The 13,804-nt window shown below is 53.6% G+C and carries 10 protein-coding genes; 9 read left to right on the top strand and 1 reads right to left on the bottom strand.

The genetic code is table 11. The features are described from left to right. Window positions 1-54: 54 nt before the first annotated feature. The 7 genes from FE783_RS10065 to FE783_RS10035 all read left to right on the top strand — a co-directional run bounded on the left by FE783_RS10065 (window position 55) and on the right by FE783_RS10035 (window position 9,132). A complete protein-coding gene (locus tag FE783_RS10065; protein ID WP_138879226.1) occupies window positions 55-1,653 on the top strand; it encodes an FAD-dependent oxidoreductase in 1,599 nt (532 codons plus the stop codon). A gap of 63 nt (window positions 1,654-1,716) precedes the next feature. Next, window positions 1,717-3,039, top strand: coding sequence for an ABC transporter substrate-binding protein (locus FE783_RS10060; protein ID WP_138879225.1), 1,323 nt, complete (start codon window positions 1,717-1,719; stop codon window positions 3,037-3,039). 21 nt (window positions 3,040-3,060) lie between these two features. After that, window positions 3,061-4,125 carry an alpha/beta hydrolase family protein gene (locus FE783_RS10055; RefSeq protein WP_138879224.1) on the top strand — a complete coding sequence of 355 codons (1,065 nt, stop codon included), beginning with the start codon at window positions 3,061-3,063 and terminating at the stop codon, window positions 4,123-4,125. 44 nt (window positions 4,126-4,169) lie between these two features. Continuing rightward, window positions 4,170-5,255 carry a Gfo/Idh/MocA family protein gene (locus tag FE783_RS10050; protein ID WP_138879223.1) on the top strand — a complete coding sequence of 362 codons (1,086 nt, stop codon included), beginning with the start codon at window positions 4,170-4,172 and terminating at the stop codon, window positions 5,253-5,255. 253 nt (window positions 5,256-5,508) lie between these two features. Then, complete coding sequence (locus tag FE783_RS10045) at window positions 5,509-7,614, top strand: glycosyl hydrolase family 28-related protein (protein ID WP_158301704.1); 2,106 nt, start codon at window positions 5,509-5,511, stop codon at window positions 7,612-7,614. Window positions 7,615-7,784: 170 nt separating this feature from the next. Continuing rightward, entirely contained in the window at window positions 7,785-8,777 is a 993-nt protein-coding gene (locus tag FE783_RS10040) for a hydroxyacid dehydrogenase (protein ID WP_138879221.1), read from the top strand. Between the two features lie 64 nt (window positions 8,778-8,841). After that, window positions 8,842-9,132 carry a hypothetical protein gene (locus FE783_RS10035; RefSeq protein WP_202916168.1) on the top strand — a complete coding sequence of 97 codons (291 nt, stop codon included), beginning with the start codon at window positions 8,842-8,844 and terminating at the stop codon, window positions 9,130-9,132. 83 nt (window positions 9,133-9,215) lie between these two features. Here the strand turns inward: FE783_RS10035 and FE783_RS10030 are convergent, their stop codons facing one another. Then, window positions 9,216-9,818 (bottom strand): hypothetical protein, encoded by a 603-nt coding sequence (locus tag FE783_RS10030; protein ID WP_238402976.1) that lies wholly within the window; start codon window positions 9,816-9,818, stop codon window positions 9,216-9,218. A gap of 795 nt (window positions 9,819-10,613) precedes the next feature. Between FE783_RS10030 and FE783_RS38940 the strand changes: the two genes are divergently transcribed. Beyond that, window positions 10,614-10,817, top strand: coding sequence for a CPCC family cysteine-rich protein (locus tag FE783_RS38940; protein ID WP_138879220.1), 204 nt, complete (start codon window positions 10,614-10,616; stop codon window positions 10,815-10,817). Between the two features lie 79 nt (window positions 10,818-10,896). After that, entirely contained in the window at window positions 10,897-12,738 is a 1,842-nt protein-coding gene (locus tag FE783_RS10020; protein WP_138879219.1) for a glycosyl hydrolase family 28-related protein, read from the top strand. Window positions 12,739-13,804: the final 1,066 nt, after the last annotated feature.

Genomic DNA, 13,804 nt, shown 5'->3' with positions numbered 1-13,804 from the left:
TGTTTGGATAATGCGTCGGCGGAGCGAACCGCTGAAACGGGGGAGTCATACGAAATGGAATTGACGGGCGCTGAGGCGATTCATACGAAACTGGAGATTCACGCCGACATTGCGATCATTGGAGGGGGGCTCGGCGGTTGTGCCGCTGCGCTGGCGGCAGCCGCAACGGGCAAAGCGGTAGTCATGACGGAGGAAACAGCATGGATCGGCGGACAGTTAACTAGCCAGGCGGTTCCGCCTGACGAGCATAGGTGGATCGAGCAATTTGGCTGCACCCGCAGCTACAGAAGCTTTCGCGAAGGGGTTCGAAACTATTATCGTCGAAATTTTCCTTTGACAGCGGAAGCCTGTCGCAAGCCGAATCTGAATCCGGGAAACGGAGCGGTGAGCCGACTTTGCCACGATCCCCGCAGCGCGCTGGCCGTGCTCCAGGAAATGCTGGCTCCTTATGTGCACAGCGGGAAAGTGAAGCTGCTCATGCGCCGGGTGCCTATCAAGGCAGAAACAGTCGGGGATACGGTGCATACGGTAACCGTGCGAAATCTGGAGACGGGGCATGATGAGACCATAGTCGCTTCCTTCTTCCTGGACGCTACCGAATGCGGGGACTTGCTGCCCATGACCGGGACGGAGTACACGACGGGAGCGGAAGCCAAAAGTGAAACCGGCGAGCCGCACGCCGTGGACGGCGACTCGCTTCCGATGGACATGCAGGCGTTCACGTATGTGTTTGCCCTTGATTACTGCGAGGGAGAAGACCATACCATTGAACGGCCGAGAGACTACGATTTCTGGCGATCGTATCAAGCCGATTTTTGGCCCGGGAAGCTGCTTGATTGGACCGGTGTTTTGCCCCGAACGCTTCAGCCTCGCGAATTCGGCCTGTTCAGCAAAACAGCGGATTTATGGCGATACCGGCGGATCATCGATAGGTCAAATTTTTTGGACGGAACGTTTGACAGCGACATCACCATTGTCAATTGGCAGCAAAATGACTACTGGCTCGGACCGATTATCGATGTGTCGGAGGAGGAACGAAACCGGCATCTGGAAAGCGCCAAGCAACTGAGCTTGTCCCTCCTCTATTGGATGCAGACCGAAGCGCCCCGCCCTGACGGAAAAGCCGGTTATCCCGGCCTAAGACTTCGTAAAGATGTGGTCGGTACGGAGGACGGGCTTGCCATGTATCCGTATATCCGTGAATCGAGACGCATTAAGGCCGAATTTACCGTATTGGAGCAGCATATCAGCCCGGAAGCAAGGACGGACGGACGCGCGGAGCCATTCCATGATTCCGTGGGCGTGGGGTATTACCGAATTGATCTCCATCCCAGTACCGGCAATAGGCATTATATCGATATTTCCTGCTTACCGTTTCAAATTCCGCTTGGTTCCCTCATCCCGGTTCGGATGAAAAATTTGCTGCCCGCTTGCAAAAATCTCGGCGTGACTCATATTACGAACGGCTGCTACCGCTTGCATCCCGTAGAATGGAATGTAGGTGAAGCTGCGGGATATTTGGCAAGCTACTGCCTCGATAAACAGATTCAGCCTCGCGAAGTTCGGAACCACGAGGCAACGCTGAAAGATTTCCAACAGCTCCTTGAACAGGCGGGCATCGAATTGAAGTGGCCGGAATTTGCGGCGATGTAGGCGGGATATAAAGAGCGCTGGAGTGATTTCAATCATTCGGGTTTTAAAAGGGGAGCGAGACTGATGAAGTTCAGGAAGATGGCTATGTTATTCGCCTGCCTCACCGCCGTTGCGACAGCATGCGGCGGAAACGACAATACCGATAACGGGAATCGTCAAGTTGACAAAGAACAACCTGCCGCTGTTGGCACCGAGCCGATTACATTAAACATTTTCCAGACGATTTCCACAGCCCGAACGCAAGAATGGTTCGATACCACCTACGGCAGCCTGATCAAAGCGAAGTATCCTCATTTGACATTGAACTTCATTCCCAGGGGGCCCGGCCAGACCGAGAAAGAATTGGTGGCGACCGGTCAATCGATCGATATTATGATGGTTTCGCAGAGTCAGACGTTCAGTTCGTTTATCGACTATCGGTTGCAGGCGGATCTTTCGGATCTGATCAAAACATATAAATACGACCTGACGAAGCTATACCCGACCACCCTTGATATCCAGAAGGCAATCTCGGGCGGGGAAGCCATCTATGGACTGCCGGTCATCATGAACGCGGCGCCATTCTTCTACAATAAAGACCTTTTTGATAAATTCGGGGTTCCTTATCCGAACGACAATATGACGTGGGACGATATTTACGAAGTCGCACAAAAGTTGACCCGCACGGAAGGCGGCGTGCAATATCGCGGGCTTGTCATGAACTCTACATTGAGTGTGGAAAAAAACCAGATGTCCCTTTCCTATGCGGATTCGAAAACGCATAAGGCGCTTGCCGATGAAGGCTGGAAAAGATGGACGGAGCTTATGACCCGCTTCTACAAGATACCCGGCAACGAAGTGGACCTCGCGACAATCAGCGGGGCCGCGCAGACCAACCTGTTCGCCAAAGATAAAATAGCTGCCATGTACGCTTCTCCGGGGAATCCGGGCTTAACGACATGGGACATGAACTGGGACATGATCGCATTTCCGTCGTTTCCTGAGGCGCCGGGCATCGGACCGCAAGCGACGCCGACCTATTTGTATATCCCGGGCACAAGCAAGCATCGGGATGCGGCGTTCCGGGTCATTCAATATTTAACTTCCGAGGAGGTTCAGATGATCCGCTCCAAGCTGGGAGACGGCAGCGTTCTGCAAAATGAGAGCATTCGGAAATCGTTCGGTATTGACGTGCCGCAGTACAAAGGAAAAAATATCAACGCCGTCGTACCGAAGCAATACGCCAAGCCGATGGCTCAGACCCCGTATAACGCCATCGTGCAAAAGCAATATATAGCGGCTTTCGATCAGGTAGCCACCGGCAAAAAAGATGTGAATACAGCATTGAGAGAAGCCGCGGAATTGGCGAACAAGGAGATAGCGTCGGCCAAGCAAGCAGAAAAGTAGCGTATACGGAGGAACACAATTATGGCCTACAATATTTTTAAATTGCATAGGGAGGGAGTCCCCCCGCTCCTGGACGGTATAGAAACGAAAGAGCAGTTTCGCGAGAAAATACAAAGGATTCGCGACATTTGGCTGGACTACATCGGGGGAGTTCCGGAAAGGGTACCCGTCCGTTATGAAGTGCTCGGGGAAATGGTCAGCAACGATCATATACGCCGCCATATCGTATACGATACCGTGCACGGTGATAAGATTACCGCTTACTTGCTCCTTCCCTTGAACAAGGAGAGAACGGCAGTCCTCCCTGGCCGTCTCCCGGCGGTTCTTGCGCTTCATCCCACAAGTGAAATAGGAAAACGAGGAGTTTGCTTGCCGGAAGGCAAGCCGGATCATGTCTACGGCATGGAGCTTGTATCCCGCGGTTACGTAGTGCTTGCTCCGGATGCCATGACATCGGGGGAACGAATCGAAGTCGGGTACAACTATTTCAATAGTGTCCCTTTTTACTTACGCCACCTTGGATGGTCCACGGTCGGTAAAAATATAGTCGATCATATGCAGGGCGTCGACTTCTTGTGCGAGCAGAACTTTGTCGATGCCGATCGGATCGGCGTCATCGGGCATTCCTTCGGCGGCTATAACAGCTACTTTTTGGCCGGCATGGATTCTCGCATCAAAGCCGTTGTCTCCAGTTGCGGCTTGAGCCCATTTGCAAAGGATGACAAACCGACGCACTGGGGCCGGAGAGAAACTGCGCGGCAGGCTGGAGCAAGCTCTTACACCCATCTGCCAAGGGTAACGGATGATTTGAGCCGCGGGATGGTTCCGTTTGATTTTCACGAGATTATCGCGCTGGCCGCTCCGGCTCCGTTCATGAATTACAGCGCGCAGAGCGATGCGATTTTTCCGCATTGGCAGTCTATCGGCGACGTGACGAAGGACTTGTATGGTCTTTATAAATGGCTTGGCTATGGGGACCGCTTTCTGTCCCTAATGGGAGCGAAGGAGCATAGCTTTCCGCCCGAAATTCGCAAAGCGGCTTATGATTTTCTCGATCGCTGGCTGTTAAATGAAAGAAACGGATAGTAAGGAAACGCCAACGTCTAGGAATGAGAAGGAGCGAAACGGAAATGAAGGAACAGGAAAAAATCAGGTTCGGCATTATTGGTGCGGGCAATATCGGCAAGGTGCATGTGAAGACGATTTCGCAACTGCCGGATGAAGCCGAAACTGTCGCGATAACCGATGTGCATCTACCGCTCGCGGAGGAGCGGGCAACCGAAAACGGAATCGCAACCGTATACCGGACGGCGGAGGAGCTGCTCGCAGACCCGAACATTCAAGTCGCCGTTATCGGGGTACCGAACAAGTACCACGCTCCCTTGGCGATTCAGGCGCTGGAGGCCGGGAAGCATGTCATTCTGGAAAAGCCGATGGCGATCGACCTCGAAGCGGCCAAGGCGATCGTGCGGGCGCAGCGGAAGGCTGGACGGTTCGTTATGATCCCGCATCAGATGCGTTGGGAAGCGGCGGCGCAGCGATTGAAGCAAACGGTGGAGAGCGGGGAACTGGGGCGGATCTATTACGCGAAGACAGGTCTGTTCCGTCGCAAGGGCATTCCCGGCTGGGGAACCTGGTTTACGCGCAAGGAGCTGGCCGGCGGCGGTCCGCTCATCGATATCGGCGTGCACATGCTCGATCTGGCGTTGTATTTGATGGGTGATCCGAAGCCGGCATCTGTATTCGGTTCGACCTTTGCCGAATTCGGCCCGCATCGCCGCGGCATCGGCAAGTGGGGGACACACGACTGGGGAGGAAGCTTCGACGTCGAGGATTTGGCCGGAGCAATGATCAAGATGGAGGACGGAACCGCCTTGTCGCTCGAGGTGAGCTGGGCCGTCAACGGAAACGTGGAGCAAAACGGTCCTTTCGTGCATCTGATGGGGACGGATGGAGGCGCTTCTTTGCGGGGCAAGGAGGGCAAGCTATTCGCCGAGCGTTCCGGAGAGATCGTCGATACGCAGCTGGACATCCCAGAAGGCGCAGGCAATCCGCGGGAGGCGATGTACCGTCATTTTATCGAATGTCTGAGAAACGGAACGGAACCGATCTCGAACGTGACGACCGGCTTCACGAACAATTTAATACTCGACGCCATTTATCGATCCTCCCGGACGGGAAACGAAATCAAGCTGGATTGGCATATCGACGACTGAATGGCAATGAAACGACGACGATCCTATCCGTTTTTGGGGCGAAATGTCGGTCGCAGAGATAACGTTTTAAGGAAAGAGCGGGTCTATTGGAACTTTCGTTAAGCATGTAAAGCATGCACAAAACGGATATACGGCAGATAAGCAACCTGACGAACGGCATGGCAAACACGGGGCCTAGTGCGGTGCAGCAGACGCGCGGCAGGGCTGGCTGCCGCCGCGCGTCGAAAACTGATTCGGGATGGAGGCGATCGAGATGCATGATCCGAAATGGCTGGACGGGAGAAGTGTATGGAAGGATTCAGTGGAGGGCGACGGTGCGCACGATGAGGGCACGCAGGAGCATGATATGTGCAAGAACGATGCGGAGCGCGACATGCATTGGAATAGTGTGAGGACAAGCTGTGGCCAGGAAGACGGAACGCATATCGCTGGAAGTCCGTCGTCGGAGCGGACGATCAGCCGCCGCCGGCTGCTCGCCTCCCTGGGAGCGGCAGGTGCATTTGCCGCATTCGGCGGGGCATACGGGAGCGTGCTTGCCGCTCCGACTGGCGGCTCGTCAGTGTCCGGCCACGTCTACGGGAACGGCCAGTGGCACCAGGCGATGCTTGGCGGGGAACTCGTCGCGACGGCGACGCTGGCCGATCTGCGCGCGGAGACCGCGCCTTCTGCCGAGACGATCTACTTCGTCACCGATGAAGGGCAGGAAGGCTGCTTCCGCTACGACCCGTCCGACAGCACGACTACCGACGATAACGGGATGACGGTTGTGTCGAGCGGCGGAGCGAGGTGCAAGCGCATCCTGTTCGGCGACGAGATCAACGTCAAATGGTTCGGCGCCAAAGGGGACGGCATTACGGACGACAGCGCGGCGGTTCAGACCGCGGTAGGTTATAGCGCGAGACGCGGCGCCGTCCTGGTGTGGCCGGCCGGAGAGTATGTGACGACAGCCAGCGTTTCCGGCTTTCACGCCGTCCGGCACGACGGACCGGGCCGAGTCGTCCGGGGAACGGACAAATGGCCGGTAAAGCCTCGAACGGCCGATACGCGGCGCATATACGTCGACCCGGCGGGCAACGACGACAACGATGGGCTGTCATCCGCACAGCCGATGCTGACCTTGGGCGCCGCCCGCGATCTGGTCGAAGCGGAAACTGGCCGCAACGTAGGCTTTCATCGGATCGTGCTCGCCCCGGGCACCTACGCGGGCGGGTTCGGAACGCTGCAATCGCTTGTCATGGGCGATCGGCCGATCTACATCGACGGCCCGGCCGTGGGCGGCCACCCAAACGTGCCAACCGCGATAGTCGACATGGCGGCAACTCCTGGCGGATACGCTTTCGCCGCGGGGGTGTACACATATATGATCGTCAGCAACGTGAAGGTCGTCAACGCGACGTCGGGAACCGCGTTTTATTCGAACGGTGGCACTCTGTCCTTGTCCAACTGCCATGCGAAAAACTGCCTGCAGGGTAGTGTTGTGAACAGTCTGGGCCGACTGACGGTCAGCGGCGGCTTGTATGACGGGTCGAGCGAGGCCGGCGTCGTCATTCCGAATTCCCGGGCGTTTTTTGGCGGACTGAACTCGTTTCTGAGCCTGGCGCACGGCAGCCTGGCCAGCGCGACCTTGATCACACGTTTCGCTCGCGGAATCGTAGCGGCCGGTGCTACGGCCGGCCATTTCGATTATACCCGCATTCACGACTGCGGCGTAGGGATCGAATTTACGCGCGGCTGCGGAGCGCCGAACACGCTTCGCATGCAAATTTACCGGTGCGGCGTCGGCGTTCGGGCATACACGCCGTGGTTCAACAACAATATCGACTTCGGCATCGGCACTCCGGACGCTTGCACGACACCGATCCAGTCTTGGGCGAACGCCTCCGACCAAGGTGCTCTGGACAACGATGACGCCCGGTCGATCCGGCAATACGCCACAAAGCACGTGTCGGCAGTCACCGGAACGACCGCGGAGACGACGCTTTGGACGCCGGTCAGCTTCAAGGGGGGATACCCAATCTATGGCGACACCGTTCGGTTGAAGCTACGAGGGCCATGCTCGCTGAGCCAGAACGCCACGCTGCGGGTGAAGGTGGGAAGCAACGCGGTGCGGACATTCACCGTTCCCGCAGGCACGACGTCTTGGGCGCTGGACGCTGATTTGTTCACGACTTCGGCCGTCAATGTCCGCCATTACTGCTCGTTATCGACGCAGAACGCGATGTCCGCGATGTATGGATCGTCGAACGGCGCGATCGCCGCCACTGGGACGACGGGCGTTTCCGCCACAATTCAACTGGGGGCTGCGGGCGACAGTTTCACGGTCGGATTCGCCAGCTGCGACACGACCTTGTTCGGATAAGCCGCCGGAGCAAGCCGATCCGGCCCCGCAGGGATTCCGCCGCCGAAATATTGCGGATATTCGCGAGAAATTATGCAGATCCGCCTTCCAAGGAGGGAGTACGATCTCGGGACCAATACATTACATCAGCATTCAGCAGACAAACCAAACAAGGGACGAGGTCGAAAACAATGTCATTGAGAATCGCCGTACTGCCGCCTGCGGGCTCGAGACAAAAAGTGCTCGCGGAAAAACATCTGGAGCTGTTGAAGAAGAGGGGAGAAGTCGTATGCATCGAAGCGGGCTCGAATGCTCCGGAAGCGATCCGCAAGACGATTGAAGGCGCCGATATCGCCATCTCTTCCTGGGGGACTCCGAGTCTCGACGGAACTATATTGGCTGCGGCTCCCGGGCTGAAAGGGGTCATCCATGCGGCCGGCACCGTAAAGCCGATCGTGACGCCGGAACTGTGGAACAAAGGGATTCGAGTATCCAGCGCGAACGGTCCTCTCGGCAAAGGAGTAGCGGAAACCGCGCTCGGCCTTACGATCGCCAGCCTGAAAAATATGTGGAAAGTATCCCGAGATACACAGCATGGCGGCTGGGGCGAAGAGAAGCAGCGGGTACGCGAGCTGTTCGACGTGACGGTCGGCGTCATCGGCACGGGTAAAGCGGGCAGGCACTACATCAAGCTGCTGCAAAACTTCGACGTTACCGTCCTGCTGGTCGATCCGTTCGTAACGGTGGAGCAAGCCGAGGCGATCGGTGCAACCAAAGTGGAGCTGGAAGAGCTGCTGAACCGCTCCGATGTCGTGTCGATTCATGCGCCATCGTTGCCCTCCACTTACAAAATGATCAATAGCGAGCGCCTCGCCCAAATGAAAGACAACGCGATTCTGATCAACACGGCGCGCGGCTCCATCATCGACGAACCGGCCCTGATCGAGGAGCTTAAGAAAGAGCGCATCTTCGCCTGCATCGACGTAACCGATCCCGAGCCTCCAGAGGTAGACCATCCGTTCCGTAGTCTGAACAATTGCGTGCTGACCTCCCATATTGCCGGTTCCGTGACGAACGGCCTGCACCGGATCGGCAAATACGCGGTCCAAGAAATCGAGCTGCTGCTGAATGGCAAGCGGATGGACGGAGAAGTGGAAGAGAAGGACATGGCATTCCTGGCTTGACGCATGCGGGAGCATCCCCCCGAAGTGAAATCCGCAGAAAAGGCAATATTTCCGGATTATCGGATTGGATACGTCCCACGTTTCCGCTTTTACCCAGCTGCTGAACGATTCAACCCATACGTACCATGTATCGGGCGGTAAAGTTGTCGTTGCCTATCCGGGCGGTTCCCCGGATTTCGAATTGAGCATTTCCCGGGTGCAAGGCTATACCGACAAGCTGCGCGACGAGCACGGCGGCCAAATCGTCGACTCGGTGGAAGCAGTAACCGAGCTGAGCGATGCCATTCTTCTGGAGTCGGTAGACGGCCGCGTTCATTTGGAGAGGAGGGGGCTAGCCTTGCTGCCCCCTCCTTGAATATACGGCACAAATAGCGTTTTGAACATATATTCATAACCGTATACTGGTTTCGTTCATATCAGCGTAACTGTATTCCTGCTTTATTGGGGACAACCATAAGGGGGTTTAGGCAAGCCTAAACGGTCCAAGTTGCCGCACACCGTTCTTTGCCAGTAGGCCACTTGGTCATCCAGCTCTTTCGCAGAATGCTGTTGAATGATTTCCATGTAGGCTGTAGCTGCCGCGACTTGCGGATCGAAGGACCAGGACCAGTAATCCGTCCGATCATAACGGCCGATCCATTGTCCGTCTACGCCGAATTTTTGTTGGTCGGTTACACCGATGACGGCTCCGTCCGCTGTTCTCAGCAAAAGGAAAACTCCGCCGGTAAATCCGGTTAATTTGACGTTGTTTTTCGTTCGGGTCACGACGTCAAGCTGGCCGGCCAATGCTCCCGAGCGCTGAAGTGTGGCCCTAGTGTACATGTAACGCCCGCCATTGGAGCTTTGCCATTCAGCCTCTGTGGTTAAAGAAGGAATGGTTTGAACCGAGTATGAAGGTGAAGTACTCCCGCCCGTACTTCCTCCTGTCCCTCCCCCGACAGGATCTTCCGACATCCGCGCAGAGACCGAAGAAGTTGCAGCGAACAGGGTAAAAGCGGCAAGCATGAACGTTAACAATTTACCTTTCCATGTTTTCATCATAATAACCTCCGGATCATTGATTTGTTGTGGTTGCAACCCTCCATCATTATGAAATAAAGATTGGCTTCCAAAAAGTACTAATTTTTTATAGTACCGGTGCTCACGTTGAGCCCGGATTCGATTCAGAAGAAAATATGGTGTCCTATAAATAAAGCTTATCTATTACTTTGAAAAAAACAGGGGGATTCCAATGAAGCGTTTATTGAAAAAATCACTAGCTGCACAAGACCTCAAAAAGCTGTTTTAGGCAGGGCAACTGACTAGGAGTACTTCATGGTAGTTTAGATCAGCAGGGTAAAAGAAGACCGAGTCTCCCTGACCCGGTCTTTATTGTTTAATCGCGGTTTGGCGACCCATCGTCCGTCTCTCGGAACACCTGAAACGTACAATTGCATCGGTACGGTCGAAGCGATGTAAGGCGTGCATGAAAGGCCATAACGGTAAAACGCATCGCTACGAAATCACAGCACCATTGTCGGTTCTGCGGGGGTTATTTTCGCAACGCTTCCATCGCCGTTGTTCCCCTCAATACGCAACGATTGCCGCGGTGCGCATCAAGGAAATCTTCGGCCGTCAGCCTGGTTTTTGATTTTAATCGGACAAGTTCTTGTCGCGGACGAACGACAAGAACTTGACCCTTTTGAAGAAGTAAAGTGAAACTGGCTCAGCAGTTGAACGAACCAAGGGAGCAGACCGTCGCGGCAACTGCTCCCTTTCTGCATTGAAGTAACGGGCAGGAAAGCGTGGCGGCAACGCAGAAATAGTGGGAAAGTAATCAAAAGGTGACTATAAAACATGGTAAGAGTGCAGTGTCCTTGTTGCGACTATTTTACTTTCGATAGTATAGAAGACGCTCTCTTTGAAATCTGTGAAGTATGCTTTTGGCAATACGATGAAGTTGCTCATGACAGACCTAAAGTTAACATCGGTGCAAATCTCAGCATCGAGCAGCCCCAATGGATTCATTTCAGTCAAATAACGACTCATTCTCATTCATAGCAGCACAGCGAAGGAAGAGTCCCCCATGTTATTGTTTAATGGAAATAGCATGACCATACCCTATTAGGAGGAATGGCAAGTGGCAGGTGACAACAATAGCAAGAACGAAGTGGAATGCGAGATGGTCGGCGAAGGGGACAAAAACCAGGCGGGGTTGCCCGGAAGCGCTGAAAGCAAGGCGGGCAAGTCAATTAGCCGTCGGGCGCTGGTCGCTTCCATGGGGATGGCGGGAGTGGCTTTGGCAACGGGAGGATTGTTTCAATCCCGTGTGTCCGCTTTGGATCAGGGCATCACTGTCAACGATTCGACATATAATTCGGCTAAATCGGCGAACGGGAACGCTATCGGAATTCGCACTATGGCGGAGCAAGTCATCGATGAACGGGTGCCTTCGATGATTCAGGCAGAGGTCCCTGCGATCATTCAAGCTCAAGTCCCTTCCTTGGTAACCACCTTGATAGACGAATCTTCTGTTTTGAAGATCACCGTAGCGGAGCTGCGCTCCATGAACAGCACACCCATTGGCAGTGTGTACTGTGTTACCGATCCTGATAAGGAAGGCGTTTTCATCTATGATCCGGCGGATACGGCTTCCCCCGACAATATGGGAACCGTTATTGTCTCTACTGCGGGCGCCCGATTCAAGCGCGTTCTAGAGAACCGCATTACGAGCGTCAGATGGTTTGGAGCCGTGGGCAACGGCACGACGGACGATACGGTCGCCATTCAAAACGCGCTGGATGCCATCTCGTCGGGAGATATTTTGTATTTCCCGCCGGGTACATACTCAATCACCAAAGTATTTGTGAATACGGCGGGTATTACTTTAGACGGAACGGGCACGATCAAGGCAACCTACGGCATCTATCTGAAAGAAGGCGATTTTGAGGCTCGCAATCTGAACTTTGTGGCTTCCGCGTATTCCACTCAGGCGCGAGCGATTAGCATGGGACCGGCTGAAGTACAGGGAAGAAGTCGTGACGTGAAAGGGATCAAAATCCACAATTGCAGCTTCAGCGGCTTTTTCTACTCGGTGGATATGCGCGGCGGTGAGTATGAGTATTCAGGGCCTCCTCAATATTATCTCCATAACGTTGAGATCATCGGCTGCACCTCTGTTGCGCCGGTCGGGAGCAATGCGGGCCATTTTCAGAACACTCAAACGTACAACACCACCATCATGAACTGTAAAACGTACAACGGCCAAAATGCGACCAGCTACAATTTTATTCAATCGAACGGGTGGCTGAAGGTCATTGGAAACTACGATGACAATAATTCGTACGGCTCTTGCGAGGTAGAGAACAACAGTTCCCGGGCTGTAATCGCCGGTAATACATTTCGCAAAAAAGTTTGGATCGACGACAGCTCGAATGTGACGATCTCTGGCAATGTTATAGAGGAATCCATTTATTTGACCGTGCAGTCCCTTGATCTTGAGAGTATTCTCGTGACGGGAAATATCACGAACCGGATTCGAATCGAGCAGTTCGGTACTACGCAGAATTTGTCCGCCAAAGGCAGGCATATCAAGATCAGCGAAAATATCATTAACGGCACAAGCGGCAATTATGGCATCTTCATCACCGGTTTGGGCAACGACCGGTTCGAGGATATCGAGCTGTCGGGCAATATGATCACAGGCACATACTCATCAGGCAAAATCGGGATCGTAAGGTCCTCCGGACTTAAAGTGCTGGCCCGAGACAATATCGTGAACGGTACATTCGTTATTAGCGGATCTGGCGGAACCGTAAACGGGGTCGGCAACGTCGGTGCGAGCTACAGCGGCACGAGAAATCGGCTTACTGCCAGCTACAATGACATGGAATATGACGGAATTGTGTTGCTTTCCCCAAGCGGATCGAAGTACAAAGTCAAAGTCAGCGACGGTGGAATGCTTTCGACAGAGCCGGTGTAAGATCGTGCTGAAAAGATACACGAAGGCGGCCGGCCAGACCGAACGGCTGCCTTTGTTCACCTATCGAAGACGATAGTGGAATTAGACGGGAGCAGACGCCGCGGTAACTGCTCCCTTCCTTCATTGAAGTAGCGGGTAGGACAGCGGGACTGTATCGCGAATCATGGTAGGAGTAACAAAAGGTTTTGTTACAGGAGGAGGTTGCGGCATGTTGAAGCTATTCGAGTATAACATCACGCTGTGATGTGAATAAATAAAGATCTTTAGTGATAAATAGAGTACTTTAATGATAAATAGAGTCCTTTAATTGCAAATAAAGTGATTTAATTATAAATACTGTCCATTAATTTCACTACGAGTAGAGCGTCACGAAGTAGCTCCTTAGCTCCTAATTGAGTTGGAGAGTACCGAGGGAACTATATAATTTGAACGGAAGCACCGTTCTCAGTATCGCGCGTATGCGTGTTAATTGGGACGGTGCCTTTTTGTGTTCAAGAGGAGGATAAAAATGAAAAAGAAGCGGATTCGTATGCTCTGCTTCATCTTCGCTTTGTCTAGTTTCCTCTTGTAAGCTGCCGAAGTGTATTGGAACCCCCGGTCCAATATTATACTCTAGCTTCTTTAGTTCCAGCTTATGACGCTCCGCCTCGGTTAACTCATCCCGCACAAGGTGCCCCATGGCCAGCTATCAGCGGCGGCACCGCTCGAAAGGCGAGAAGAAACGGTGAAACGAAAACGAAAAATCATATCCGATTTATATAATTAGGTTTAAATATAAATACCGGTTTATTTAATTGTAGTTTAAAAATAAAAATCGCTGTGTTATAATCGGTTTCAAGCAAGTGAATGTATATTTTTTTACCCGGTTTATATAAATGCATTTTTATATGTAAACCGGAGTCGTAGGCCGGTGAAAGAAGGAGGGATTGCCTGATGGGACCGAATAAGTAGGACATAACGACGATTGGACAATCGCAAGGAGAGAGCCGCCCGATGAGAGGAAGACCGACGAACGAACAGTTTCGCCAACTACTTGAGCATATGGTTCAAACGCTGAAAACCGAGA

It is taken from the genome of Paenibacillus mesophilus, from assembly GCF_005938385.1.
Lineage (GTDB): Bacteria > Bacillota > Bacilli > Paenibacillales > NBRC-103111 > Paenibacillus_AB > Paenibacillus_AB mesophilus.
This window is presented reverse-complemented; position numbering and strand designations above follow the sequence as displayed.